Below are 24,489 nucleotides of genomic sequence, written 5' to 3'. Positions count from 1 at the left end.
CAGGCGCTACCAGTATAGGTCTATCCAGAGGACATTCTGATGTGGCTGGAAGCGGACATTCTGATTTGGCCTTTACAGGCAAACTCACCGATAATCATTGTTATGTCAAATCGTTAGACGGTATAGCGCAACACGCCCGGCAGTCTAGACACCCCAAGTGCCGACACCGCCCGGCACGGCAGCACATCAGCAAATCCAGCACCTCCCTCTGTGTAACGCCTGCGTCTAGTAGGCGTTTTTTTTGACCCGCGATCTTGCGATAGTAGCGACGGCGCAGCGCATCAAAGCGGCCTCGACCGTAGGTGCGGATGAACCAATACAGATGGCGGATTTCCCGCGCGACCCCTAGTTTTTCTTGTTCTGTCATGCGGTCAATTGTGGCAAACACCTAAGCGATACGGCCATGCCGCGTCAGCCGGGTTGACCGCCGAAAACTGACAGTCAGAGGGCTTCGCCCTATAGGCGCTCGCCGCGCAGCGTCTCCGGTCGGCGTCGGAGCGTCACCAGCCCGCCGAGTTCCTTGCCCCTTCCTCGACCATAGCCGATTGCTTGCGAACTTTCGCGGCATATCCTCCCTCCGCTTCGCTCCAGTCCGGTATTCCACGTTTCGCAAGCAACCGTCTATTTTGGTCGCGGGGCAAGGAACTCAGCGGACTGGTGACGAAGCTTCCCTCGCAAGCCTCCCGAAGACACCAAACGAGGGGCTTCAGAATCTAGCGTCCCGGTAACTTTGAAAGGAAAAATCATGGAACAGATGAACCTCGGACTGGTCGGCGGCGTGTGCAACGCACTGTGGCTCGCAGCCACCAAGCGCCGCACCGTGAAGCGCGCTACCGGCCTGTTCCGCCCGTTCGTGCAACTGCGCCTGAAGCTCTACGTACGCAAGCTGGTGCGCTTCAACAAAGGCTTCGTGTGGACTCGACCGGACGGCAAGCAGTTCTTTTGCAAGACGCTGCGCAGCCTTGTGGCCCGCGTCATGGACTACGACGGCGCCATGCTGCGCGGCCTGCTCAAAATCGCAAAAAGCTAATCGCTCGATTCAGAAATTTCGAAAAACATCACAACCGCGGTTTGCACCTGGTGCTAGCACCAGCTCGAACGCGCTCGAGCTGGGACCGCCCGCTAACCCGCGCCAGTGCTAAGAATACAAAAACGATTTTTCCAGCAACTCCAAAACTGGTCGATTCAAAAAACCTAACGGATTCGCGAGACAGGCCACCACTTCACGCGGCCGCGCCCTATCGACGATAGCCAAACCGAGGCTTTTCCGGCTGATCGAACACTTCGAGATCCATCGCAGACGGGGGACGACGCGACGAATCCGCAAACACCACCTGTACCGGAGCCTGCTGCACCGGAGCAACTACCGGCTGTGGCGAAGCAACCGGCGCAGGTGGTGCCACCTGCTGCACTCGCTCACCGTCAGGATCAAACGCCATGAAGAAACCAGTCTGCACGATCTGCGCGCACTGATCCTTCTGCACAGGCAACCGCGTGCCCTGCTGCGTATAGCAATTACAGCCGCCCTTGAACGTCACGCAAGCAGCAGGCACAGGCACACGCTTCGGTTTCGTGAGCTCATCATAAGCAGGCGCCGTGTAATCCAACCCGGCAATTCGCGGCGTGTACGACTGCACATATTCCGCAGTCGTCAAGGGACGCGAACGCCGGTCCCCTTCCGTTCCATAAGCAATCTGACCCGGCGCACCAGATCGCCCGCCAGCTTTCATCATCGCCGCCTCCTCTGACTCGCCGTGCATCGGCTTATAGACCTTGCGATAGCCCACATACCCGAGCAACGCCAGCGCCGCAATCGCCAACGGAATGATCGCCAACACCTTGGGCGGAATCTTACGCTTGACGGTATGCACCTCCGCCGACTTGTACAGCGTATAGATAGCCTTATTGAACTTGTACGTGCTGCGCTGCGAATCCTTGCGACCCGCTGGCTTATCGCAGCTCTCGCGCACCGCATTCCACTCATGCTTGCTCGACGCCTGCGCGCCGAACTTGCGCACCAAGTGGATATGATGCCCGCACAGCCGCCGCACATTGGTATCCAACAACATCGGATGTTGCGTCAGCAGATACAAGCGTATGCCCCGATGCCGCAACGTCTCCAACTCGGACACCCAACGCGGCACCGCCGCACCGTTGGCGCGCACCCGAAACAGCTTCTGGGCCTCATCAAGAAACACAATGGAGCCATTCGGCACGTCCGGCCAATCCTCTGGCTTTTCCAGCGGCAACCAAGGCAACGCCAACTCATTGATACCGTGGTAGTACACCTGCGCGTTATCCGCCTCGGACACGCGCTTGACCATATCGATACCCATGAGCGTCTTACCATTGCCCTGCAAGCCAGTGATCAACGTAACGACCGAGGTACTCATTTGATCACCATTTTCGTGATGGTATCGGACGAAAGCCCTTCAAGCACGAGCCGCACCGAAATGGCCGAGAACAAAATACTGATGCACGTGTCGAGCTTGACCAGACTCATCACCTGGACGAACTCAGGCGGCAACGCATACAGGTTCGACAGAATCAAGTCCTTCACGGACCCGACCCACGCTGTCAGCCCGGTATAGCTGACATAGCCAATGCCGAGCGCCACCAGCACCCGACCGACCAACGAGCTGACAATCCACGCCAGCCCACCAAGCAACGCAAGCAGAGCGACAGGCATTATTTCTTAAACCCCCCTAGCACGATGCGCAACGCGCCAATCAAACTCATCACCACGAACAAACGCCCAATCCACACCAGATACTGATTGAGCCGGGAAAAGGGAAACGTGATCGACTGCCCAGACACCGTAAAAACCTTGTCCTGCAACCCGCCAGCAGCGCCAAGAAAAGCCGTCTGATCCAGCGAATTGGAAATCGGCTTCGTGTCCCGATTGACACTGTCGGCAGGGTTAGCGACCGGATCTTGCCCTGCAAGAATCTTCGCCCCCAACGCCGACGCATCGTTCGGCTTCTGGCTATCGCACCGCGTGCCGTACTCCTGCTTAACCATCATGCACTGCACGGCATCCCCATTGCACACGGGCGGCGACGTGCAATCATCCCCACCGGACGCCTGACTCTGGTCGGTGCCCTTACACACCTTGTCATTCGGATTGCTCGCACAAAAGCTGTCCTGCGGCTGCGTAGTCGACGTCTTCGAGCCATCCGGATTCGTCTTCGTTTGCGTGACCGTCTGGACCCCATTCACGTTGCTCACATTGGTAACCGTGTTCGTGTTCTGCGCCGCAGCCTGCACGCCGCTTGCATCCGTGGCCTGCGTCGTTTGCGAATTGTTAGTCGTCACAGACGTATTCGGAATAGTCCCAGCTTTAGCACACATGCCTACACCATTGACCGTGCCATAAGTCATGCCACGCTTGGAGCAGCTAATCAGCGACGGCGGATCAGTCGCCTTCGTGGTGGTGTCCAACGTATCGTAGTTCGCACCGCTGCACGTCGCGCCGGTCCCACTACCGATATCAGACGCATAGCTCGCACCAGACTGCACACCGACTGACCCCGCGTTATACGCACAGCCCTGAATGCAAATGGAAGACGGCAGCGAAGTCGCCGTGCCCTGCACCGACGCCCCAATGTACTTCGACTTGACTGCAGCAGACGTACAGTCCAGCGGCTGCGTACTGCACTGCTGATTCGCCGGCAAGGCCGTATTTGGATTTGAGCCGTCCCAGCACTTAACACCAGAAGCAAGCGCTGCAGTATCCCAAGTGGGATAGCCGCTAGGGTCTTTCAAATAGCAAGTCCCGGACACCACCGACTCCACCCAGTTATTAGCGCTATAACGGGTGACGTGATAGTAATGACACGCACTTGCTCCGTCCGAAAACATCTTGGTGGGATAGTACGTAGTCCAGGTGTAGGTACTACTCGCATCGGCCCGAGCATCAGAACCCAACGTCAGGCCAAACGCAATGACTAACGCCAGTAACACAGGACCCAGGTGGCGACCGATCCAGAGCCGCACACCCCCCAAGTGCACAGAGCACGATGACATAGACAAGCCCCCTCATTTTCCCGTGAACATAATCCAAGCAGCGCCTACGATTGCCAGCACGACGAACACACCCATACCGCCCCCGAAAAAAAGGGGAGCCGAAGCTCCCCGCACCCTAGAAGTAGCGCCGATACCAAATGACCGACTTGATAACGAGCGCCAACATCAAGAGCAAACCGCCGACCGTACCCACATCGGCAGCCGCGACCGCTAAAGCGGCCTGAATGACGCTCAGAGCGCCGAGCGCAACCACTTGACCGCCTTAACGGCGAGCACGATCAGGATCACGCCAGCGCCGACCGTAGCCGCATCGGTAGCCGCGGTCGACAGTGCAGTCGAAACCGAAGGATCGATCGATGCATTGGCAGCACCACCAACTACCAGCAGAGGAACCGCATAACCCAGCTTGCGAACGTATTTCATGTTTCCAACTCCCGAAAATGCCGGAATGCCCCGGCAGGCTCTCAGCTCAGCGCTGAAGAATCATCGCCCGACGCCAACGCGCCAAGCACTGCTCGTATCGCGTACGCGACCGCCCAAACCAAAAGAATCGCCGTACCAATCGTCTGCCCATCGACCGCCGACAACGCCAGCGGATTATTCAAAAACTCCGACGACGCCTGCACCACATAGGCACAGGTGCTCAGATCAGCCGGCTGCGGAGTGACCGCCACCAGAGCACCGGAACCAGCCTCGACCTGAACACACATCGTCACAATCAACCCCTCTCGTTCAACACGGCCACCACATCGAAGGCTTCGTCGCAGTGATCCACCGCAGTTTCCACAGCTTCCTCACGCGACGCGAACGTGCCCGCCTCGCGCAACCGATGGGTGAACCCCACATCGCCCCCGCAGGGATACAAGAAGAAACCGGAGTTCACTTCCTGTACGACGAACACAATCGCGCCCATGATTAAGAAGCCTTCTGGACCGGCAACGGCACCAAGCTATGGACGATGGTCTTCATGGTCTTGCCGTTGGTCGTGATCTCCATATCGGCCTTAGCCTTGAACGGCAGTTCGATCTTCGCGTACTTATCGAACTCATCCGACTTGCCGATGGCATACTCAGCCGTGGCCGCACCACGTGCCGTACCCTTCGATTCATCGAAAGGCGTCAGCACATACGCCTTGCACGAGTCAAACGCCGTGCCTTCAAAATCGCCCTTAGACGCCTTGAGGCCGTACACGATCACTTCACTGGTAAAACGCATGATGATTCCTTTGTGCGGCTGCTTGTATGACCGGCTTCCCCGCGCAGCCATCATCGGAGAGGTCAAATTCGTTGAAACGGCGAACACGCGGCAGCTTGTGCAACGGCGTATCGCAGTACTCATGTCCGGGCACCTTCAAACGCTCGGGCCAGTCATCAGTCTTGGCAGTCACGCGTTTTAGAAACGCTTCCTCACCGAGCAGACCAACCAGCACGCGGACATACTTGCCATAGCTGGTGCGAATGTTGTCCAGCGATGCATCGACGTTGATTTGCGCAGTCTTGCGCTTGATTTCCATGCGCTCCGGCTGGCGACCCGGGTCCATGAAGCGCAGGCACGGATAGGACGCCACGAAGAAGGCCGAAGGATCGATCAGCACATCAAACGGAATGATCCGCTTGACGTTGCGATACTCGACCTCGATACGGACCCACTCTGACGTAGCGTCACCCTGCTCCCTACCCTTCTCGTACACACGGCAAAGCTTGCCGTTCTTGCGCATGCCGATATACAGCGAGCGGCCCTTGCCATTGGGCTTCTTCCAGTTGCCCTTGTACTCGTGATGCGGCGCATTCACCGAAGCGGTGAAAAGACCGTCGTCATACCACTGGTCCGCCTGATCCACGGTCACTTCCCCCTGGAAGCAATCGTGTGCCAAGTCAACACGCGTGATCGTTGGCCGCTTGGCCTTCGTCTTGAAAAACTCGTGCAGGCGATGTTCCCAACCTTCCCGCGCAGCCAAGCATCCTGCCCCGGTCAGGCTCACCATCATGGTGGCGCGCTGGTTCTGCCCGCCGATGCCAACATGACCATACTTGTCGCCAAGCTCCCACGCGCTCAGGTAAAAATCCCGCCCGTGCTTCAGATCCTTAGTGACGCCGAAACCAAAAATCTGTGTGAGCTGGTCCGACAGCGCCATGATGTAAGCCACGTCATCGACCCCGCCGACTGCCTCATGCCGAAACGTTTCTTCGCCGATAGTGAATCGCAGCGTATCGATCATGGCCACCTGACCGTCAACCGGAACACGGACCATCACCGCCTTCACGTCGCCAGAGTCAGTCATGACCAATTGCATCGGCATCGGTACTGCGCACGCCATCCCTTCCGTTCCCCCCGTGTTACTAGAGGGGGGGGCATACGGCGCTGTCGCGCCGCGTGCGCCGGTCGCGCAAGCGCGCCCAGCACCCGCGCCGCTCTGCACCACAGCCACCGCCGCCGCGTTCACCGGGGTGCACTCAGTCTTGAGCTTGCGCATCACGCACCCCGCCGAGTGTCTACAAGGGCCGTAGCGACGCTCGCAGCGGCCCACAGCCCCGCCCACGCGCCAAGCGCGGCAGCGGCACCTACCCCCGCTGCAACAGCTAGATACAACCCCGTTAGCACCATCGTTTACCCCTCGCGGTTTACCGACTATCATTCGTGAAAGTTCTCGGGCGAGAACGTTCACAGGTGAGAATATAGTCTCGGGTGAGAACATATGCAAGGAGAGGTGCACATGAAAAGCGCAAAGTTTCTAGACGCGGTGATGGAGCGGTACAGCTTGAAGAATGACCGTGCGTTGGCCGCTTACCTCGAAGTCGGCCCGAACACGATCAGCCAATGGCGCACGGGCACCCGTACGATGGACCACGAGATGTGCCTACGAGTGGCTATAGCACTAGAAATGGATGACCCGTTGCAGGTCATCATGGCCGCCGACCTGGACCGTGCAGAGCGTGCTGGTCAGAAGTCGCTGTGGGAAGTTTTTTCGAGGAGGATGGCCCCAGCAGCGGCCCCCGCCACCCTCGCCGTTCTGGTCGCTAGTGTCACAAATTTTGTGACATCTTCTCCCCTGCAAGCCAACACTGGAGCCATTCATCGGCTGGCCCAGTCATTGTTATGTTAAATCATAAAAATTCTAAATCCACGCCTGAGACACTGACTGGCTGAGCATCCATCCCCCCCATCCTTGGCCCCAACAGCGCAGTGCATCGTCAGCCCGGAGTTGACCAAGAGGGATTGTGTTCAAGCTCCAACGCCAAGTTTTCCTTGTCCCTTGGACAATCGCGAATACTCGCTGCTATATTGCGTGAACCATTCCTGCCCCAGATCCCATGGCACGCTCGCTTGTGCTTGTCGCGTTGGCCGCTTCGCTCTATGGTTGCGCCGGCGCTCCGTCCTTCAGCCTGTTTGGCGCCTATTTTCCGCTTTGGCTCTTGAGCGCCCTGATCGGCATCCTGGGCGCTGTCATTTCCTGGCGGCTGTTTATCCTGGCCGGCTGGGCTGATATCGTCGGCTTCCCGCTGCTGGTGAACACGGCAATCGGCCTGATGGTCGCTGAAATCGTCTGGCTATCGGCTACGGGACACATCCTATGAAAATGGCCGGCGTCCGCAAAAGCCCGCTGCGCGGGAACTTGATCACCCTGGCGATCGTTGTTCTGGCCATCCTGCTCTCCATCTATGCTTGGCATCGCACCGTGCGGTTTCCGTCTTCCGACGATGCCGGGCTCGATGCCGACATGGTGCATGTGGCCTCGCCCGTGGGCGGGAGGATCGCGAGGATCCTCGTCAGCGAGAACCAGCACGTGGCCAAGGGCGACGTGCTGTTCGAGATCGATCCTGTGCCATACCGGCTAGCCGTGGCCCAGGCGACTGCCGATCTGGAACTGGCGCAGGCTGCGCTGGGCACGCGCAGACGCGCGATTGCCACCGAACACGCCAACGCGGCGATTGCCTCGGAGCAGACCGCGCGTACCGAGCAGAACTACGCGCTGACCGCGCGCACCGTGGAGCGTCTGCGCCCGTTGGCCGCGGATGGCTACGTGCCGAAGCAGCAGCTCGACCAGGCCGAGGTGGCGCAGCGCGACGCGGCGGTATCGCTGAAACAGGCCAATGTGCAGCGTGCCGCGGCGGCAAAGGCGGTGGGCACGGAAGACGACGCCACGGCGACCGTGCGAGCGCGCGAGGCGGCTCTGGCCATCGCCCAGCGGGCACTGGACGACACCGTGGTTCGCGCCCCGCATGACGGCCGCGTGAGCGGCCTGACTGTGTTGTCCGGCGAAGTGGTGATTCCCAATCAGTCCCTCTTCCTGCTAGTGCATACCGGCGAATGGTTCGCCGTCGCCAATTTCCGTGAAACCCAGCTGGCCGATATCCGGCTGGGCGATTGCGCCACGGTCTATTCGATGATCGACCGCAGCCATGCCATGCGCGGCAAGGTCGAGGGCATTGGCATTGGCATCGCCGATACCGAGCGCCTGAACCTGCCGCGTTCCCTGCCCTATGTCCAGCCGTCGGTGAACTGGGTGCATGTTGCCAAACGATTCCCGGTGCGGATCAAGCTGGAAGAACCGCCGGAAACGCTGGCCCGGGTGGGCGCGAGTGCAACCGTCGAGATCCGGCATGGCGCAGCCTGCCGCTGACAAGTTGCGTCTCGGGCTGGCCGATCTCGGCGCCCTGCTGGCACCGTTTCCTGGCCGCGCATCGGCCACCACGCGCATTGCCGTGGCTTGCACGTTGACGGTGCTCGTCACCAGCATCTATGGCACGCCGGAGGCGGCCATCTCCGCCTATATCGTCTTTTTCATCAACCGGGCGGATCGCACCACCAGCATCGTGATGAGCGTGGCGGCGCTGGTGCTGGTCAGCATCATCATCGGACTTGTGATGCTGCTGGCCGATTTCAGCGTCGATGACCCACTGCGCCGGGTGGTGTGCATGGCCGTGCTGTCGGCCGCCCTGCTCTTCCTGACCTCAGCCAGCAAGCTGCGCCCGGTGGGCGCCATCATCGCCATGATCATCGGGTTCGGGCTCGACGAACTCGGCCTGGTGCCCGGCGGCGAGATCGCCACGCGCGCCCTGCTCTATGCCTGGCTGATGGTGGCAATTCCGATCGGCGTGAACGTGGTGGTCAACCTGGTGCTGGGGGCGGCGCCGCGCCGGCTGGCCTGCGACCGGCTGGCCCATTGCCTGCGCGTGGCGGCGGCCTGCCTGCGCGATCCGCCACCGGACGGCGCCGCGCTGCACGCAGCCTTGCACGCCGGCGTTCAGCCGGTGGCGGGCTGGCTGAAGCTGGCAAGGATCGAAGGCTCGGCCAAGGCCAGCGACGTAGCCGCGCTACGTCATGCCGCGGCGTCAACCATGGCGATCCTGCTGGCGGTCGATGTCGCCTGCCGGCAGCCGGGCGCACCCCTGCCCGCCCCGGTTGCCGATCCGATCGCCGACACGCTTGACGCGATGGCGCGCATGCTCGATGCGGGCGGCTATCCCGTGGAGATCGGGCTGAGCCCACCGGACTCCAGCCAGCTTGCGCCGGCGCAGGCGGCGGTTGCCAGGGAACTGCACTCGGCCATCAACGGCTTTGCCGAGCCCCCTGAAGCGGACACGGCGACGGACACAGCGACAGCCCCGACGCCCGCAACCCGCCGTGGCGGCTTCCTCGACGCAGATGCCTTTAGCAATCGCGACCACATCCACTACGCGCTCAAGACCACCGGAGCGGCCATGTTCTGCTACCTGCTCTATCAGCAGCTCAACTGGCCAGGCATTCATACCTGCTTCATCACGTGTTATCTCGTGTCGCTCGGGACCGCCGCGGAGACCGTGGAGAAGCTCGCGCTGCGGCTGGCCGGCTGCCTGGCCGGCGCGGTCATCGGCACGGCCGCCCTCGTCTATGTCGTGCCTTCGCTGTCGTCGGTGGGCGCACTCATGTTGCTCGTCTTCGCGGGCTCGTGGATATCGGCCTGGGTTGCGCAAGGCTCTGCGCGCATCGCCTACGCTGGCTTCCAGATCGCGTTCGCGTTCTACCTGTGTGTCATCCAGGGCGCAGGCCCAGGCTTTGACCTGACCATCGCGCGTGACCGGGTCATCGGCATCATGCTTGGCAACCTGATGGTCTACCTGGTCTTCACGCGCATCTGGCCGGTCAGCATTGCCGCGCGCATCGAAGCGGCGCTGGGCCGGCTGGTCGAGCAATGGCAGCAACTGGCGCATGCCAGGCGGCCCGACGACCGGCGCGGGCATGCCACGGCCGCGCTGGCCTTGCAGGGCGATATTGCGCAGGACCTGATCCTCGCGCACTACGAGCCTGCGCCCGTGGGCCCGGCACCCGAGTGGGTCGAAGACCGCCAGCGGCGCCTGCGCTCGCTCGACGCGATTGCCGGTCCGGCGTTCCTGTTCGCCGAGCGGTTCCCGGGCGACCCTGACCTCGTGCAGCGGCTTCGCACGCTGCGGGCGCACGATACGGCGCCGCAGCCAGTGCAGCCCACCGATACCACCCACGCCACTGAGGCCACTGACGCCGCCGGTCACGACGGCCCAGCCCGCGACGCCTTGCTGGCTCTCATCGACAAACGCCTGACCGCCTCCGTTGCCGACGCCGCGCAGGCGGCCCACCCTTCCCCAATCCATGCGCAAACGTGATTCGCTGGTGATTCCGCTATCGCTGATTGCCGCGACGCTGGCCGGTTGTGCCACGTCGTCGCTGAATCTCGCGCCTGTGCAAGCCGATCGGCCGTGGCAGCCCGCCACCACGGCATCCGGAGAAATCGTGCCCGGCGCCGCGGCCAGGGCCGCACCCGCGCCAGGGCCTTCCGACTACACGCTACCCGCCAATTCAGCGCTGGCGTCGATCGCACCGCCGCCCGCGCTCGATCCGGCGCACGCTTACTCGCTGCCGGAACTGATCGACATGGCCGAGTCCGCCAACCCGCTGACGCGCATCGCGTGGAACGACGCACGCAATGCGGCGCTGGCCGCAGGCATCGCCAAGGCCAGCTACCTGCCGCACATCTCGGCCGCGGCCATGGGCGGCTACCAGAACGGGCATCTTTCCACCAGCACGCCCCTGGGATCGGCCGGCACCAACACATCCACCCACGGCGCGGTGTCGGTACTGTCGCTGCAATGGCTGCTGTTCGATTTCGGTGAACGTGCGGGGATTGTCGATGCCGCGGAGCAAACTTCGATCGCCGTCAATATTGCGTTCACGGCTGTTCACCAGCGCATCGTGCACGATGTCAGCGTGGCGTTCTACCGCTATCAGGCTGCCCGGTCGCGCGGCGGCACGGTGCAGCAGGCCATGACCAACGCCGATGCCGTGCTCGCGGCCGCCAAAGCCCGCTACCAGCGCGGCATCGGCACGGTCGTGGAGGTGGCGCAGGCCACCCAGAACCGTGCGCAGACCAACCTTGCGATGGTGCAAGCACAGGGCGCCGAGACCGACGCGTATCTGGCCCTGCTCACGGCCATCGGTATCTCGCCGTTGTCCAAACCACGCATCGCCGAAATGCCCGTGCGGCCCTTGTCGCCCGCCTTGCGCGGCTCCATCGAGCAGATCGTGGAAAGCGCGATCGCGCAGCGGCCCGACGTGCTGAGCGCCTACGCGGTCGAGCGTGCCAGCCAGGCCAAGGTCAAGGCGGCCGAGGCGGCGTTCCTGCCCAAGGTGTTCCTGTCCGCGTACACGTCATATGCGTCGGGTGGATCGTCCATCTCGGCGATTCCGCCAATCGGCCAGCAGCCGCCGACGCTGAACCTCAACGGCTATCGCTACGGCGCTAGCGTATTCCTTGGCGTTACCGTGCCCATTTACGACGGCGGGGTGCGCTCGGCGGTGGTCGCGCAGTCGCGCAATGACGTCGACAGCGCATCGGCCCGGCTGACGCGCGCCAAGGAAGAATCGGTACGGCAAGTGGTGGTCAGCCAGAGCGCGCTCGAATCGAGCCTGGCGGCGTACGACGCGGCCAAGGCGCTGGCCGACGCCGCCCAGGTCACCTACAACGCGGCCTTTGCTGCATATAGCAAGGGCGTGGGATCGGTAACCGAAGCCAACCTGGCGCAGACCCAGTTGCTGCTGGCATGGAACGCGTCGACCGACGCGTATAGCGGCGCGCTGGCCGCCGCCGCCACGCTGGCGCTTGCGACCGGGGCGATCGGCTCGATGCGTTGAGCCACCCGAATCCGACTCCACCCCCCTCTGCTTCCAAAACCCATCAGGCGGATGCCGATGCGAGCGGTACTTCGGTGTAAGTCTGCAGGCGTATGTCGGCCCGATGCAGATCCGATTCATACTGGCGCGCCGCCAAAAGAAAACATGCGGCGGCGACCAAGCCGAATGCCGGCATCACCGCAAGGGCCGTCTGCAGGCCAAGGGCGTCCGAAATCGCCCCCCCGACGAAAGGCCCAACCGCAAGGCCAAACATATTCTGAAAGAGCGACAGTAGTGCCGCGCCGGTGGAACGCACACCCGGGTGAACGACGTCGAGCACAATACCCGCCGCCGGCCCTACCGTACACGTCATCAGGAAACCGCCCAACGCAATGAGCAGGAACTGCTGGCTGGCTGGCATCGCAACGGTAAAGGCCGCAACAAAAACCAGCAGGGTCGCCACGCACAGGAAGGCCACGGCGAGAGGCTTGTTGCGCGGTCGGCGTGCAGCCGCCCTGTCCACCACGAGACCCCATACGAAGGCCCCCAGCGCACCGCACAACACGATCAGCGCCGCCTGCTTGGCGGCAACATCCGGGGCTGCGCCGTGGAACCGGTTGAAGTAGCTGGGGAGCCAGGCCCAGACGGTAGACACCACGATGAGCTGAAACGCTGCGCCGACGCAGGTCCACCAAACCGTACGCGAGTCAGACAACGCGCTTGCGACGTGCCTGATGAAGTTCCATGGTGATTCCTTCGCCTTGTGCAGCCGGGATGTCAGTTCCACGGTCTTGTAGTCAGGCACGAACAGGTACAGCAGCGCGATTGCCAGGCCCGGGAAGCCCACCACGCCGAACGCTGCCTGCCAGCCCCAGCGCTGGGCGATCACGCCGCCCAGCATGACGCCGAGGACCGCGCCAATGGAGCCGGCGGCAAAGAACGCTCCCAGCAACATGGAGCGCATGCGCTTAGGGAACAAGCTCGCAATCAGTGCCGCACCGACGGAACCATAGCCACTTTCGCCAACGCCGACCATGGCGCGCGCGGCAAATAGCTGACTGTAGTTGCGAGTAAACATGCATGAGATGGTCGCTACGCTCCATACCGTTGCCATCACGGCGACACTCTTGACCCGGCTCATCCGATCGGCCAGAAGAGCGACGGGCAGGCCGCCCAGTGCGACAACGATCGAGATGATCGACACCAGTGCGCCAAGCTGCTTGTCCGACAAGCTCCACGCCTCCTTCAAGTGGGGAAACAACGAGACAATGACCTGCCGGTCGATGTAGTCGAACAGCATCAGCGCAAAGGTCATGGCAAAGGCAAACCAAGCTCGGGGCCGGCTGACCAGATAGTCGTCGCGATCATCGGGTCCGGAATGCGGGATGTGCGGGTTCATGCGTGTCTCCATAGTGGGTCGGCTCTTGCATTGAGAGCCACCTCTGATGCTTGCACAGTCTGCTACGTGCAACGGGCATTGCCGGCAACCTTCCGGCATGGTGCGTTCAAAGTCAGGCGGACACGCCAGCAATGCGCCCTTGATGCATGCCGCGTGTGCTTCTGCAACGTGACAGTGCCCTGTCAGGGCACCAGGACGGTGGAGCCTACTGTCTTGCGCGACTCGAGCGCCCGATGCGCGTCGGCGGCATCGGCCAGGGCAAAGGTCTGCTGGGGCTCGCTCGCGATGCGCCCGGCCAGCACGTGGTCGAACAGTTCCTTGGCCATGTCCAGCATGTGCGCGCGCGGCTGGATATAGTGCATCATGGCGGGCCGCGTGAACCAGATAGATCCCTTCACGGCCAGCATCTGGGAGTCGACGATCACCGCTCCCGACGAGGTGCCGTTGCTGATCAGCGAACCGCGCGGCTGCAGGCAGTCCAGCGAGGCTTCCAGCGTGTCCTTGCCCACCGAGTCATAGACCACCGGAACCCCCTTGCCGTCGGTGATCTCCTTGACGCGCTGCACGATGTTCTCGCGCGAGGTCACGATGGTGTGCGCACAGCCGTTGGCCTTGGCGATCGCGGCCTTCTCGTCGGTACTTACGGTTCCGATCATGGTGACGCCCATCGCCCGCGCCCACTGGCAGGCGATCAGCCCCACGCCACCCGCAGCCGCGTGGTAGAGGATGGTCTCGCCACCCTGGAGCGGGTAGACCTGACGGAACAGGTATTGCGCCGTCATGCCCTTCATCATCAGCGTGGCGGCGGTGCGCTCGGAAATGCCATCGGGCAGCGGGATCAGCACCGCGGCCGGCATCACGCGCACCTGGGAGTAAGCGCCCTGCGGTCCGATCAGGTAGCCGACGCGGTCACCCACGCGGATGTCCGTCACGCCGGAACCCACGGCCTCGACCACACCGACCGCGTCGGAGCCCAGCCCGTTGGGCAGCGCCAGCGGGTAGCGGCCGGTGCGGAAATAGATATCGATGAAATTCAGCGCGATGTAGCTGTGGCGCACGCGGGCCTCGCCGGGGCCAGGCTCGCCGACTTCGACGTCCTCGAACTTCAGCACTTGCGGGCCGCCGGTTTCGTACAAGCGAATGGCTTTTGACATGATTGTGTTCCTGTGTATGTTCTGTGGGGCTTCGCGCCGCCGACTCAGTTGAGCCAGGGCGTGGCGGCGCTCAGGCGACCTTGCGCAGATGACCCTGCTGGCGACCGACGCGGTTGGGCGCGAAGCCATTGGCCGCCAGGGACTCCTCCACGGTGTCGTAGAACACACCGATCTTGGAAATCTCGCGCGCCTGCTGCGCGGTGGCGATCGGGCGGCCGAACTCACGTGAAATGCGCACCAGTTGCTCGATCTGCTGGACCGTGCTGAACTTACTGGAGCGCTGCTGATTCCAGAGGTTGTCCTCGATGCCGCAGCGCACGTGCAGGCCCATGGCGATGCCCATCATGTTGATCGGCAGCACGTTGAGCACGGAGCTTTCCACCGTCAGCACTGCGCCATCGGGCACGGCGCGCACGATGTTAGCCATGTTGTAGATGTTGGGCGCGTCCATGCCGCCGCTGATGGCCACCCAGTTCATGACCAGCGGGCCTTTGTAGATGCCCCTGCGCATCAGGCGCTCGACCGACTCGAAGCTGTTGATGTTGTAGCACTGGAAAGCGCTTTGGATGCCAGCAGCCGACAGGCGGCGGATGTGCTCCTCGACCCAGCCTGGCTGCGAGGGCACCGTCATTTCCTTGTAAGCCTGAAAGGTGGCCGGATCTTCCATCGACGTGCCACGCAGGTCTTCGTAATCGAAGTGCTCCAGCACATTCATCTGCGAGGTGTTCACGGTCACGGTGACCTGGTCGGGCTTGGGGTCGAGATCGGCCAGCATGTGGCGCGTATCGTCGGAGAGCCACTTGGCGGCAGCGCCATCGGTCTCCGGCGCGAAGGAGATCGAACCACCCACCTGGATGATCATCTCGGGCACGGCCTTGCGCACGCCGGCGACCAGTTCGTTGAATTTGGACAAACGCTTGGAGCCGCGGCCATCGAGTTCGCGTACGTGCAGGTGCAGCACCGTGGCACCCGCGTTGTAGCAATCCACGGCCTTCTGGATCTGCGCCTCCATCGTCACCGGGATGTCCTCGGGAAAGTCAGAGGGGACATAGGACGGCGCGTAGGGCGCGGCCGTGATGATGAGCGGCTGCTGGTTTTCGGGGAACAGGTGTCCGTCGAGAAAGTTCATGGCGTGTCTCCAGGGGGGAAAGAAGAAAGGGGATAGGGTTAGCGAGAGTGAGGATCAGAACACCAGGTCAGAACACCTTGTCGCCGATGATGCCGGCGCGCTCCATCTTGCGATGGCAGGGCGGGTAGTCCATCACGGCGTAGTGCTGCGTCGAGCGGTTGTCCCAGATGGCGATGCTGTTCGGCTTCCAGCGCCAGCGCACCTGATACTCGGGAATCAAGGCCTGGCCGATCAGGTACTGCAGCAGCGCCGATCCGCCTTGGGTGAAGTCCTGGCCGTAGCGCACGTTGGCCGCCGTGTGGAAGTTCGTGAAATGGGTGGCGAAGCCGTTGACGAACAGCACTTTCTCGCCGGTCTCGGGATGGGTGCGCACCACGGGATGTTCGGCATCCGGGTACTGGGCCTTGAGTGCCAGGCGTTTCTCAATCGGCATGGCCGCACCGAATGTGGCTTCGATGCTGTGCCGCGCACGCAGGCCGGCGATCTGGAGCTTGATCTGGTCGGGCAGCTTCTCGTAGGCCAGCGCCATGTTGGCCCACATGGTGTCGCCGCCCACCGGCGGGCATTCCACGCAGCGCAGCACGCAGCCCATTGGCGGCGTCTCGCGCCAAGTGGCGTCGCAGTGCCAGCCGTTCTCGTAACGGTCGTTGGGAGCCTCCGGCGATTTGTAGATGCGCACCAGGCCCGGGTGATCCGGGTCGCTGCCGACCACGGGGTGGTCCTCGAGCTCGCCGAAGCGGCGCGCGAAGCCCACATGCTCGGCGCGCGTGAGGTCCTGGTCGCGCAGGAACAGCACCTTGTGCTTGAGCAGCGCGGCCCTGATCTCGGCGAACAGCCCATCGTCGTGCACGGCGTCTGCCAGGTCCACGTTCACAAGCTCGGCACCGATGGCGCACGTCAGCGGTTTGATATGCATGGTTTGTCTCCTTCGTTTTTTTGTTCAAATCACCACCACGGACGGGCCCGTCGTCTTGCGGGACTCAAAGTCGCGGTGGGCACGCCCTGCTACATGCGGCGCGTAGCGCTGGCCGGGCCGCTCTTGCGTTGAGAGCTGCCGCCAATGCTTGATGCTTGCCCGGTCAGTGCTGCAACGCGGGCTCGGGACGGCTAGAGCGGCGCCCTGTGTCAAGCCGCTCGATCAACTGCGAGGCCATCGGCCAGGGCCCATAGCCAGATGCCGGGTTCAGATGACCGACCTTGCCCAGGTCCACCGTGTCACTGCCCCAGGCCTGCGCGAGTTCGATCACCCTGGGCAGATCGCCCAGCGGGTCGTTCTGGCTGGTAGCGACCAGGCTGGGAAACGGAAGCTGCTGGCGTGGTACCGGGAGCCAGCCGCTGGACCGGATCGTGGAGAGTGTCGGGTAGCCTTCCGGCATGGGGCGTTCAAAGTCAGGCGGGCATGCCAGCAATGCGCCCTTGATGCGTGCTGCGTGTGCGGTTGTCAGGGCCCAGTGGGCAAGCATGATGCAGCCACCGCTGTGGGCGACCAGCAGTACAGGGCCGCCAATGTCTGCCACCGCCCGCTCAATTGCCGCGACACGGCGAGAACAGTCCAGGTTCTCGCGTCCCATCGGCGGCACCGTGCATGCACCAGGCAGTCGCTCGGCCAGTAATGTCTGCCAATGGTCGGCAACCTGGTCACGCAGGCCGGGGACGATAAGCACAGTGGACGTTGTCATGATGGATTTCGATTTGAGGTTGTGCTGGAACTCGGGTCTGTCAACAGCTATCGGGGATCAGATCCACATCGGATCCACATCGCAAGACTATCTCTGCAAGACCAAATGCGATGTATTATTTGGGACATTCAATGTCTAAATTGGGACACACCCATGCCCGGATATACGCCCTTGATCCGAAGCGCCAGTCTTACCGGCTACATGGAACTGGCGCGCCACCATGGACTCAACCCTGAGGCAATGCTGCGCAAGGTGGGGTTGAGTCCTCGAAGCCTCCTCGATCCCGACATGCCGGTCACTTCCATGGCGGTACGCCAGTTGCTTGAGGACAGCGCATCGATGGCGGGCGTGGAAGACTTCGGCTTGCGGCTGGCCATGGACCGGCGGCTGGCCAACCTGGGCCCGATCAGCTTTGTGATGCGCGAAGCACCGAATGCCCGGCAGGCGCTGGACAACCTGTGTCGCTATATGCGCCTGATCAATGCGGCGCTGCTGACTAGCATCGAAGACTTTGGCGATGCCGTATTGATTCGCGAAGAGATCCTGGTCACCGGCAAGTACCCGGTGCGGCAGTCCATTGAAATGGCCGTGGGCGTGCTATACCGCACGATCCAGGAACTATTGGGGCCAACCTGGCGGCCCCGAAGCGTCTGTTTCGAGCATCGTCAACCGCACGGTGCTACGTGTCACAAAGCGCTGTTCGGCTCAGTGGTTGAATTCAATGCGAGTTTCAATGGCATCGTCTGTGCGGCAAAGGACCTCGCCGCGCCCATGCCGGCCAATGACTACCGCATGACGCCCTATGTCCGTCGCTTTCTCGACCAGGCCATGTCTGGATCCGATGAGAGTGCGTCGCACACCGTTCGGCAGGTCGTGATTGCCATGTTGCCCGGGGGCAGGTGTACGTCGGACCAGGTGGCAAAGCACCTTGGCGTGGATCGCCGAACTTTGCATCGCCGGCTCATTGCGGAAGGCACGAGCTTTTTGTCACTGCTCCAGGCGGTCCGGGCGGAACTCGCCTCCCGCCAGATACTCGACAGCGATCGCTCCCTCGCCGAACTCGCCGATCTGCTCGGCTTCTCAAGCCCCAGCGCTTTCGCATTCTGGTTCAGAAAGCACTTTGGCATGACGGTGTCGAGCTGGAAGCAAAGCGCACAGGCAGTCGCAAGTGCATTGCCGCAACCCGGCTGATCTTCGCCCTCTCCCACTGTAACCTGCGCACCGAGGCAGGCCAGTTTCTGGCCGGGCTCGCCGGTATGATCGCCTCATACCAAAGGGCAATAGACGCCCCCGGCCCCCTGCGCCTAGCCTTGCGCTGACCTGGCGGCAGGTATTCCCGGCCCCGGACGCAACGCAGAACGGCGCTTGGCCCGGCGCTGCGCCCATCTCCTTTCCGGGTCTTGGCCATATCGGCGTCAAGGGACGGGAATGCCACGGGATTCCCGCACGCGGGCGCATTGATCCGCGCCTGACCAGCAGCAGCCCGCCGTGCCAGCCCTGCCCATAACGCCCCACAGCGGCTGACTAATACGAAGAGACAATGGCGATGAGCACCATGCAGCTTTAACCTTCGTTCGAGGTGCTTGCGCAGAGCTCCGCCACACTCCCGCGCTGCATCCGACCAAGGATCGGCCGTCCGTCGCCTGTGCCGCGCCATGCCTGCACGATCCTGCCAACCCAACTTCAGGAGAGAACCATGACCAATCCCAAGCTAGAAGTGCTGACCCCGCAGAACAGCCAGCTGATCTTCATCGACCATCAGCCGCAAATGGCTTTCGGCGTGCAGTCGATGGATCGCCAGGCCATGAAGAACAATGCGGTCGGGCTGGCCAAGGCGGCCAGGATCTTCAATATCCCCACCACCATCACCACGGTGGAGAGCGAGTCGTTCTCGGGCTACACCTACCCCGAACTGCTCGACGTATTCCCCGGCCAGAAGACGCTGGAACGCACCTCGATGAACTCGTGGGACGACCAGAAGGTGCGCGACGCGCTGAAAGCCAACGGCCGCAAGAAGGTCGTCGTCGCCGGCCTGTGGACCGAGGTTTGCAACACCACCTTCGCCCTGTGCGCGATGCTCGAAGGCGACTACGAGATCTACATGGTTGGCGATGCCTCCGGCGGCACCAGCAAGGAAGCGCATGACTACGCCATGCAGCGCATGGTGCAGGCCGGCGTGGTACCGGTGACCTGGCAGCAGGTGCTGCTCGAATGGCAGCGCGACTGGGCGCACCGTGACAGTTACGACGCCGTGATGAAACTGGTCAAGGAACACTCGGGTGCCTACGGCATGGGCGTGGACTATGCCTACACCATGGTGCACAAGGCCGAGCAACGTACCGCCACGCCGCACGAGTCGCTCGCGCCGGTACCGGCCCGCTGATTCGCCGCCAACACCACCCTTATCTCTCGGGCAGACAAGCATGAGCGCGCAATCCAATCAGCAAGGCATGGCCCAGAACCCAGCGCGGCGCGAGCTGCTGGTTTCCGGCGCCAGCACGGCCGGTGCCGCCGCCCTCGCGGCCCTGGGCAGCACCGCCGCCGTTGCCGCCGGCAAGCCGCAGGGCCACGCCGCATCCCACCATACCGGAGCACGCAGCATGAACACCGTTACCACCAAGGATGGCACCCGGATCTACTACAAGGACTGGGGCACCGGCCGCCCGGTCGTGTTCTCGCACGGCTGGCCGTTGAATGCCGACGCCTGGGACGCGCAGATGCTGTTCCTGGTGCAGCACGGCTTCCGCGTGATCGCGCATGACCGCCGTGGCCATGGCCGCTCCGACCAGCCCGCCAAGGGCAACGACATGGACACCTATGCCGACGACCTGGCAGCGGTGATCGAAGCGCTGGACCTGAAGGGTGCGGCGCTGGTCGGCCACTCCACCGGCGGTGGCGAGGTGGCCCACTACATCGGCCGCCACGGCACCAGGCGCGTGGCCAAGGCCGTGCTGATCGGCGCGGTGCCGCCCATCATGGTCAAGACCCCGTCCAACCCCGGCGGCCTGCCGATGGACGTGTTCGACGGCATCCGCAAGAACACGGCTGAAAACCGCTCGCAGTTCTTCAAGGATCTGGCGGTGCCCTTCTTCGGCTTCAACCGTCCCGGCGCCAAGATTTCGCAAGGCACCATCGATGCGTTCTGGGCGCAGGGCATGACCGGCAGCATCCTGGGCCAGTACCTGTGCATCAAGGAATTCTCGGAAGTCGACTACACCGAGGACCTGAAGAAGATTGATGTGCCGACGCTGATCCTGCACGGTGATGACGACCAGATCGTGCCGATCGACGATGCGGGCAAGCTCAGCGCCAAGATCGTCAAGAACGCCACGCTGAAGGTCTACCCGGGTGGCTCGCACGGCATGTGCGTGGTGCAAGCCGACAAGGTCAACGCCGACCTGCTGGCCTTCCTCTCGGCCTGATGAACACGCCGTCTCGCGACCAGCAGACAGGCCGGGACGGCCTGTCTTCATCCGATGCCTCCCGGCCCTCCTCGCCTTCCGTCTCACTGACCCGCCGCCAGTTCATCGCCGGCGCCGCCGCGCTCGGCGCGGCTGCCGCCGGCCGGAGTTTCGCCATGACCCAAACCAGCACGCCCGAGCTCATCCTCGTCAACGGCAAGTTCGCCACGCTCGACCGCGCCAATCCGCAGGCCGAAGCCGTGGCCATCAGCGACGGCAAGTTCATCGCCGTCGGCACCCGGCACGAGATCATGCAACTGGCCGGCGCCGCCACCAAGGTGGTCGACCTGCAAGGCCGCCGCGCGATTCCCGGGCTGATCGACAGCCACATGCACATCATTCGCGGCGGGCTGAACTACAACATGGAGCTGCGCTGGGACGGCGTGCGCTCGCTAGCCGATGCCATGCGCATGCTCAAGGACCAGGTGGCGCGCACGCCCGCCCCGCAGTGGGTGCGCGTGGTCGGCGGCTTCACCGAGCATCAGTTCGCCGAAAAACGCCTGCCCACCATCGAGGAGCTGAATGCGGCGGCGCCGGATACGCCTGTGTTCATCCTGCACCTGTACGACCGAGCCATCCTCAACGGCGCCGCCCTGCGCGCCGTGGGCTATACCAAGGACACGCCGAACCCGCCGGGCGGCGAGATCGTGCACGACAAGGCCGGCAATCCCACCGGGCTGCTGCTGGCCAAGCCGAATGCGACCATTCTCTATGCAACGCTGGCCAAGGGCCCGAAGCTGCCGCCCGAATACCAGAAGAACTCCACGCGCCATTTCATGCGCGAGGTGAACCGTCTTGGCGTGACCGGCGTCATCGACGCTGGCGGCGGCTACCAGAACTACCCCGAGGACTACCACATCATCGAGGAACTGCACAAGGACGGGCAGCTCACGGTGCGCCTGGCCTATAACCTGTTCACGCAAAAGCCCAAGGACGAGCTCAGCGATTTCAGCGGCTGGTCCAAGCAGATCAAGCCTGGCCAGGGCGACGACCTGTATCGCCACAACGGCGCCGGCGAGATGCTGGTCTACAGCGCCGCCGACTTCGAGGACTTCCGCGTCGAGCGGCCCGACATGCCGCCGTCGATGGAAGGCGACCTGGAGCCGGTGATCCGCCTGCTGGCGGAGAACCGCTGGCCCTGGCGCCTGCACGCCACCTACAACGAGACCATCTCGCGCGCGCTGGATGTCTACGAGAAGGTGGCGAAGGACGTGCCCTTCGACGGCCTGCACTGGTTCTTCGACCACGCCGAGACCATCACGGACCGCAACATCGACCGCATCGCGGCGCTGGGCGGTGGCATCGCCGTGCAACACCGCATGGCCTACCAAGGCGAGTATTTCGTCGAGCGCTACGGCGCGCGCGCGGCCGAGGCCACGCCACCGATCAAGCGCATGCTCGAGCGCGGCGTCAAGGTCGGCGCCGGCACCGACGCCACGCGCGTGGCCTCATACAACCCGTGGGTGTCGCTGTACTGGCTGACGACCGGCAAGACGGTGGGCGGGCTGTCGATGTATCCGCAAGCCAACCTGCTCGACCGCGACACGGCGCTGCGGCTGTGGACCGAAGCCAACACCTGGTTCTCCTCCGAGGAAGGCAAGAAGGGCCAGATCAAGGCCGGCCAGCTGGCCGACCTGGCGGTGCTCTCCGCCGACTACTTCAGCGTGCCCGGAGACGATATCCAGGACATCACCTCGGTGATGACCGTGCTGGGCGGCAAGGTGGTGTATGGCGACGGCGATTTTGACAAGCTCGCGCCGGCGCTGCCGCCCGCCATGCCGGACTGGTCGCCGGTGCGCCACGCTGGCGGCTACCAGCCACGGCCGCAGGCCAAAGCGCTCGCGCTCAACACCGCGTGCGCCTGCGCCAGTGCCTGCGGCGTGCACGGCCACGGCCATGCGAACGCGTGGACGGCCGGCGTGCCTGCGTCGGACGAAAGCACATTCTGGGGCGCGCTCGGCTGTTCCTGCTGGGCCTTCTGAGACGCGCGTCCGATCCACGCATCCTGCCAGGGAGACTCCAAGATGCGCCCTTCTGCCTCCACCCACCCTTGCGCGGCGGGCGCCGTCCCGCTCCCGTCCTGGCTGCGCTGGCTTGCACTGCTGGCGCTGTGCGCCGCCTACCTGCAAGGTGGCCTGGTCAAGGCCATGGACTTCGCCGGCGCCATCGGCGAGATGCAGCACTTCGGCCTCGCGCCGGCGGCGCCGCTGGCCGCCGCGGTGATCGCGCTGGAGCTGGGCGCGTCGCTGATGATCCTGTGTGGCGTCTACCGCTGGCTCGGCGCGCTGGCGCTGGCGGTCTTCACGCTGCTGGCGACCCTGCTGGCCAACCGCTTCTGGGCGGCGCCGCCAGCCGAGCAGTTCATGATGGCCAACGCCTTTTTCGAGCATATCGGCCTGGTCGGCGGCTTTGTACTGGTGGCGTGGGAAGACCTCTGCCGCCGCGCGGCCGGGCAAACGGCATGAGGCTGGCCATGCCGCGAGCTCGGCAACCCACGCTGAACACTGAACACTGAACACAGAACACTGGAAATGCGATGAAGCTCTATATCGTTTCGCTTGGCGCCGGCATCCTCGTCGGCATCATCTACGCCTTGCTGCAGGTCCGCTCGCCCGCCCCGCCCGTGGTCGCGCTGATCGGGCTGCTCGGCATGCTGATCGGCGAGCAAGTCGTGCCGCCAATCAAGCGCATGCTGGCCGGCGAGCCCGTCACCGCCGCCTGGTTCCACACGGAGTGCGTACCCAAGATCACCGGCGCACCGCCGCCGGCAACCTTGGCCGCGGCCCGCAACGACATACCACCAGCGCCGAGCGGCCCCATCGATTCGCGCTGAGCCCGCCTCACAAGCCAAGCCTTCCGGCGATTCAAGGCTGCACCTGCGCTGCTCCCGCAGCCATCCGCTGCAAGCGCAGACCTTCTGCGCGCGCCTCGGCCAGTCGCTGATTCCAGTCGTCCGGAGGGTGGCCACTCTCCTGCATCTTGCGGAATACGCGGTAGGCGTCGTCGCTGCTCTCGCAGGCGCGCTTGGTGTCTTCGTCGCTAACCCAGGCAAATACGATTACCTTGCTTTGCGCGTGGTAGCGAAAGAACAGCCGGTACTGTTGAAAGAACTTGGCCCGGAACCAATGTTTGTGATCGTCGCCGAGAGTGCCGCCCTGCCGGTATTCCGGCCGTGCCGGCTCCTGCGCGATCACCTCGAACGCCAACCTGGTGATCGCCGCCAGCCGCTTGCTGGCGTTCTTCTTCACGTACCCGGTTGGGTCTCTTTGCTTGAGCGCTTCGACTTGTTGGGTCAGCCCCTCAAGCTGAGCAAGAAACAGGGGATGGGCAAAAACGGTCCAACCGTTGATGACCAAAGGCGCAGGCTGACTCGCGCTCATTCATCGTCTGCCGAAAGGGTGGCATCAAGATCAACTTCGATGCCACCGACCAGCGACTGGATGCGCCGCACAAAACCGGCATCGACGGCCTGCAGGCGCGCCGCCAGAACAAGAGCCGAAATGGCCACAATGCACAA

General features: G+C 63.2%; 27 protein-coding genes. 12 read left to right on the top strand and 15 right to left on the bottom strand.

Features of this window, described 5'->3' with window-relative positions:
- Positions 1-745 precede the first annotated feature (745 nt).
- A complete protein-coding gene (locus AC1RQK_RS26585) occupies positions 746-1,030 on the top strand; it encodes a hypothetical protein (RefSeq protein ID WP_492812015.1) in 285 nt (94 codons plus the stop codon).
- 208 nt (positions 1,031-1,238) lie between these two features.
- Here the strand turns inward: AC1RQK_RS26585 and AC1RQK_RS26580 are convergent, their stop codons facing one another.
- From AC1RQK_RS26580 to AC1RQK_RS26545, 8 genes are all read right to left on the bottom strand, one after another.
- Positions 1,239-2,393 carry a zonular occludens toxin domain-containing protein gene (locus tag AC1RQK_RS26580; protein ID WP_492812013.1) on the bottom strand — a complete coding sequence of 385 codons (1,155 nt, stop codon included), beginning with the start codon at positions 2,391-2,393 and terminating at the stop codon, positions 1,239-1,241.
- The gene (locus AC1RQK_RS26575) at positions 2,390-2,689 is read right to left on the bottom strand and encodes a DUF2523 domain-containing protein (protein ID WP_492812011.1); all 300 of its coding nucleotides are present in this window, start codon (positions 2,687-2,689) and stop codon (positions 2,390-2,392) included. Before AC1RQK_RS26575 ends, AC1RQK_RS26580 begins: the two co-directional genes overlap by 4 nt.
- The gene (locus AC1RQK_RS26570) at positions 2,689-3,765 is read right to left on the bottom strand and encodes a hypothetical protein (protein ID WP_492812009.1); all 1,077 of its coding nucleotides are present in this window, start codon (positions 3,763-3,765) and stop codon (positions 2,689-2,691) included. Before AC1RQK_RS26570 ends, AC1RQK_RS26575 begins: the two co-directional genes overlap by 1 nt.
- Before the next feature lie 492 nt (positions 3,766-4,257).
- Entirely contained in the window at positions 4,258-4,449 is a 192-nt protein-coding gene (locus AC1RQK_RS26565) for a major capsid protein (RefSeq protein ID WP_492812007.1), read from the bottom strand.
- A gap of 41 nt (positions 4,450-4,490) precedes the next feature.
- Positions 4,491-4,748: a hypothetical protein gene (locus AC1RQK_RS26560; protein WP_492812005.1), complete on the bottom strand. Its 258-nt coding sequence runs from the start codon at positions 4,746-4,748 to the stop codon at positions 4,491-4,493.
- The gene (locus tag AC1RQK_RS26555; protein WP_492812003.1) at positions 4,745-4,939 is read right to left on the bottom strand and encodes a hypothetical protein; all 195 of its coding nucleotides are present in this window, start codon (positions 4,937-4,939) and stop codon (positions 4,745-4,747) included. The genes AC1RQK_RS26560 and AC1RQK_RS26555 overlap by 4 nt, the downstream gene beginning before the upstream one ends.
- 2 nt (positions 4,940-4,941) lie before the next feature.
- Positions 4,942-5,241 carry a hypothetical protein gene (locus AC1RQK_RS26550; protein ID WP_492812001.1) on the bottom strand — a complete coding sequence of 100 codons (300 nt, stop codon included), beginning with the start codon at positions 5,239-5,241 and terminating at the stop codon, positions 4,942-4,944.
- Positions 5,225-6,499, bottom strand: coding sequence for a replication initiation factor domain-containing protein (locus AC1RQK_RS26545; RefSeq protein WP_492811999.1), 1,275 nt, complete (start codon positions 6,497-6,499; stop codon positions 5,225-5,227). Before AC1RQK_RS26545 ends, AC1RQK_RS26550 begins: the two co-directional genes overlap by 17 nt.
- A 240-nt stretch (positions 6,500-6,739) precedes the next feature.
- Here AC1RQK_RS26545 and AC1RQK_RS26540 point away from each other — a divergent pair, with 240 nt between their 5' ends.
- The 5 genes from AC1RQK_RS26540 (at position 6,740) to AC1RQK_RS26520 (ending at position 12,171) form a co-directional block, all read left to right on the top strand.
- Positions 6,740-7,129 (top strand): helix-turn-helix domain-containing protein, encoded by a 390-nt coding sequence (locus AC1RQK_RS26540; protein ID WP_492811997.1) that lies wholly within the window; start codon positions 6,740-6,742, stop codon positions 7,127-7,129.
- 208 nt (positions 7,130-7,337) lie between these two features.
- Complete coding sequence (locus AC1RQK_RS26535; RefSeq protein ID WP_492811995.1) at positions 7,338-7,601, top strand: hypothetical protein; 264 nt, start codon at positions 7,338-7,340, stop codon at positions 7,599-7,601.
- On the top strand, positions 7,598-8,647 hold the full coding sequence (gene mdtN, locus AC1RQK_RS26530; RefSeq protein ID WP_492811993.1) for a multidrug transporter subunit MdtN: 1,050 nt from the start codon (positions 7,598-7,600) through the stop codon (positions 8,645-8,647). Before AC1RQK_RS26535 ends, mdtN begins: the two co-directional genes overlap by 4 nt.
- Positions 8,628-10,646, top strand: a complete 2,019-nt coding sequence (locus tag AC1RQK_RS26525; protein ID WP_492371271.1) for an FUSC family protein — start codon at positions 8,628-8,630, stop codon at positions 10,644-10,646. The genes mdtN and AC1RQK_RS26525 overlap by 20 nt, the downstream gene beginning before the upstream one ends.
- Positions 10,633-12,171 (top strand): TolC family protein, encoded by a 1,539-nt coding sequence (locus tag AC1RQK_RS26520; RefSeq protein WP_492811991.1) that lies wholly within the window; start codon positions 10,633-10,635, stop codon positions 12,169-12,171. Before AC1RQK_RS26525 ends, AC1RQK_RS26520 begins: the two co-directional genes overlap by 14 nt.
- A 43-nt stretch (positions 12,172-12,214) precedes the next feature.
- Here the strand turns inward: AC1RQK_RS26520 and AC1RQK_RS26515 are convergent, their stop codons facing one another.
- The 5 genes from AC1RQK_RS26515 to AC1RQK_RS26495 all read right to left on the bottom strand — a co-directional run bounded on the left by AC1RQK_RS26515 (position 12,215) and on the right by AC1RQK_RS26495 (position 17,511).
- Entirely contained in the window at positions 12,215-13,549 is a 1,335-nt protein-coding gene (locus tag AC1RQK_RS26515; RefSeq protein ID WP_492371269.1) for a spinster family MFS transporter, read from the bottom strand.
- Positions 13,550-13,731: 182 nt separating this feature from the next.
- Entirely contained in the window at positions 13,732-14,703 is a 972-nt protein-coding gene (locus tag AC1RQK_RS26510) for a quinone oxidoreductase family protein (protein ID WP_492371268.1), read from the bottom strand.
- 70 nt (positions 14,704-14,773) lie between these two features.
- Positions 14,774-15,832, bottom strand: a complete 1,059-nt coding sequence (locus AC1RQK_RS26505; protein WP_492371267.1) for a beta-keto acid cleavage family enzyme — start codon at positions 15,830-15,832, stop codon at positions 14,774-14,776.
- A gap of 67 nt (positions 15,833-15,899) precedes the next feature.
- Positions 15,900-16,748 (bottom strand): TauD/TfdA dioxygenase family protein, encoded by an 849-nt coding sequence (locus AC1RQK_RS26500; protein WP_492811988.1) that lies wholly within the window; start codon positions 16,746-16,748, stop codon positions 15,900-15,902.
- A gap of 163 nt (positions 16,749-16,911) precedes the next feature.
- Entirely contained in the window at positions 16,912-17,511 is a 600-nt protein-coding gene (locus AC1RQK_RS26495; RefSeq protein ID WP_492811986.1) for an RBBP9/YdeN family alpha/beta hydrolase, read from the bottom strand.
- Positions 17,512-17,682: 171 nt separating this feature from the next.
- Between AC1RQK_RS26495 and AC1RQK_RS26490 the strand changes: the two genes are divergently transcribed.
- From AC1RQK_RS26490 to AC1RQK_RS26465, 6 genes are all read left to right on the top strand, one after another.
- On the top strand, positions 17,683-18,702 hold the full coding sequence (locus AC1RQK_RS26490) for an AraC family transcriptional regulator (RefSeq protein WP_492811984.1): 1,020 nt from the start codon (positions 17,683-17,685) through the stop codon (positions 18,700-18,702).
- A gap of 505 nt (positions 18,703-19,207) precedes the next feature.
- Positions 19,208-19,894: a hydrolase gene (locus tag AC1RQK_RS26485; protein ID WP_492371263.1), complete on the top strand. Its 687-nt coding sequence runs from the start codon at positions 19,208-19,210 to the stop codon at positions 19,892-19,894.
- Positions 19,895-20,111: 217 nt separating this feature from the next.
- On the top strand, positions 20,112-20,933 hold the full coding sequence (locus AC1RQK_RS26480) for an alpha/beta fold hydrolase (protein WP_492371286.1): 822 nt from the start codon (positions 20,112-20,114) through the stop codon (positions 20,931-20,933).
- A gap of 155 nt (positions 20,934-21,088) precedes the next feature.
- Positions 21,089-22,954 carry an amidohydrolase gene (locus AC1RQK_RS26475; protein WP_492371262.1) on the top strand — a complete coding sequence of 622 codons (1,866 nt, stop codon included), beginning with the start codon at positions 21,089-21,091 and terminating at the stop codon, positions 22,952-22,954.
- Between the two features lie 42 nt (positions 22,955-22,996).
- Positions 22,997-23,437, top strand: coding sequence for a DoxX family protein (locus AC1RQK_RS26470; protein WP_492371261.1), 441 nt, complete (start codon positions 22,997-22,999; stop codon positions 23,435-23,437).
- Positions 23,438-23,508: 71 nt separating this feature from the next.
- A complete protein-coding gene (locus AC1RQK_RS26465) occupies positions 23,509-23,805 on the top strand; it encodes a XapX domain-containing protein (RefSeq protein WP_492371260.1) in 297 nt (98 codons plus the stop codon).
- Between the two features lie 31 nt (positions 23,806-23,836).
- On the opposite strand, the gene AC1RQK_RS26460 is transcribed toward AC1RQK_RS26465, so the two are convergent.
- Positions 23,837-24,352, bottom strand: coding sequence for a type II toxin-antitoxin system YhaV family toxin (locus AC1RQK_RS26460; protein WP_492811981.1), 516 nt, complete (start codon positions 24,350-24,352; stop codon positions 23,837-23,839).
- The gene (locus AC1RQK_RS26455) at positions 24,349-24,480 is read right to left on the bottom strand and encodes a type II toxin-antitoxin system PrlF family antitoxin (protein WP_492811979.1); all 132 of its coding nucleotides are present in this window, start codon (positions 24,478-24,480) and stop codon (positions 24,349-24,351) included. The genes AC1RQK_RS26460 and AC1RQK_RS26455 overlap by 4 nt, the downstream gene beginning before the upstream one ends.
- Between the last annotated feature and the right edge of the window lie 9 nt (positions 24,481-24,489).

Source organism: Cupriavidus sp. GW822-FHT02D05 (genome assembly GCF_058802485.1).
The sequence above is the reverse complement of the archived record's forward strand: the minus strand, read 5'-3'. Positions and strand labels throughout refer to the sequence as shown.

What these genes read in the sequence shown, in the direction of transcription:
- AC1RQK_RS26585 (WP_492812015.1), top strand. Translation starts at nt 746, where the DNA reads ATGGAACAGATGAACCTCGGACTGGTCGGCGGCGTGTGCAACGCACTG.
- AC1RQK_RS26580 (WP_492812013.1), bottom strand. Translation starts at nt 2,393, where the DNA reads ATGAGTACCTCGGTCGTTACGTTGATCACTGGCTTGCAGGGCAATGGT.
- AC1RQK_RS26575 (WP_492812011.1), bottom strand. Translation starts at nt 2,689, where the DNA reads ATGCCTGTCGCTCTGCTTGCGTTGCTTGGTGGGCTGGCGTGGATTGTC.
- AC1RQK_RS26565 (WP_492812007.1), bottom strand. Translation starts at nt 4,449, where the DNA reads ATGAAATACGTTCGCAAGCTGGGTTATGCGGTTCCTCTGCTGGTAGTT.
- AC1RQK_RS26555 (WP_492812003.1), bottom strand. Translation starts at nt 4,939, where the DNA reads ATGGGCGCGATTGTGTTCGTCGTACAGGAAGTGAACTCCGGTTTCTTC.
- AC1RQK_RS26550 (WP_492812001.1), bottom strand. Translation starts at nt 5,241, where the DNA reads ATGCGTTTTACCAGTGAAGTGATCGTGTACGGCCTCAAGGCGTCTAAG.
- AC1RQK_RS26545 (WP_492811999.1), bottom strand. Translation starts at nt 6,499, where the DNA reads ATGCGCAAGCTCAAGACTGAGTGCACCCCGGTGAACGCGGCGGCGGTG.
- AC1RQK_RS26540 (WP_492811997.1), top strand. Translation starts at nt 6,740, where the DNA reads ATGAAAAGCGCAAAGTTTCTAGACGCGGTGATGGAGCGGTACAGCTTG.
- AC1RQK_RS26535 (WP_492811995.1), top strand. Translation starts at nt 7,338, where the DNA reads ATGGCACGCTCGCTTGTGCTTGTCGCGTTGGCCGCTTCGCTCTATGGT.
- mdtN (WP_492811993.1), top strand. Translation starts at nt 7,598, where the DNA reads ATGAAAATGGCCGGCGTCCGCAAAAGCCCGCTGCGCGGGAACTTGATC.
- AC1RQK_RS26525 (WP_492371271.1), top strand. Translation starts at nt 8,628, where the DNA reads ATGGCGCAGCCTGCCGCTGACAAGTTGCGTCTCGGGCTGGCCGATCTC.
- AC1RQK_RS26520 (WP_492811991.1), top strand. Translation starts at nt 10,633, where the DNA reads ATGCGCAAACGTGATTCGCTGGTGATTCCGCTATCGCTGATTGCCGCG.
- AC1RQK_RS26515 (WP_492371269.1), bottom strand. Translation starts at nt 13,549, where the DNA reads ATGAACCCGCACATCCCGCATTCCGGACCCGATGATCGCGACGACTAT.
- AC1RQK_RS26510 (WP_492371268.1), bottom strand. Translation starts at nt 14,703, where the DNA reads ATGTCAAAAGCCATTCGCTTGTACGAAACCGGCGGCCCGCAAGTGCTG.
- AC1RQK_RS26505 (WP_492371267.1), bottom strand. Translation starts at nt 15,832, where the DNA reads ATGAACTTTCTCGACGGACACCTGTTCCCCGAAAACCAGCAGCCGCTC.
- AC1RQK_RS26500 (WP_492811988.1), bottom strand. Translation starts at nt 16,748, where the DNA reads ATGCATATCAAACCGCTGACGTGCGCCATCGGTGCCGAGCTTGTGAAC.
- AC1RQK_RS26495 (WP_492811986.1), bottom strand. Translation starts at nt 17,511, where the DNA reads ATGACAACGTCCACTGTGCTTATCGTCCCCGGCCTGCGTGACCAGGTT.
- AC1RQK_RS26485 (WP_492371263.1), top strand. Translation starts at nt 19,208, where the DNA reads ATGACCAATCCCAAGCTAGAAGTGCTGACCCCGCAGAACAGCCAGCTG.
- AC1RQK_RS26480 (WP_492371286.1), top strand. Translation starts at nt 20,112, where the DNA reads ATGAACACCGTTACCACCAAGGATGGCACCCGGATCTACTACAAGGAC.
- AC1RQK_RS26475 (WP_492371262.1), top strand. Translation starts at nt 21,089, where the DNA reads ATGACCCAAACCAGCACGCCCGAGCTCATCCTCGTCAACGGCAAGTTC.
- AC1RQK_RS26470 (WP_492371261.1), top strand. Translation starts at nt 22,997, where the DNA reads ATGCGCCCTTCTGCCTCCACCCACCCTTGCGCGGCGGGCGCCGTCCCG.
- AC1RQK_RS26465 (WP_492371260.1), top strand. Translation starts at nt 23,509, where the DNA reads ATGAAGCTCTATATCGTTTCGCTTGGCGCCGGCATCCTCGTCGGCATC.
- AC1RQK_RS26460 (WP_492811981.1), bottom strand. Translation starts at nt 24,352, where the DNA reads ATGAGCGCGAGTCAGCCTGCGCCTTTGGTCATCAACGGTTGGACCGTT.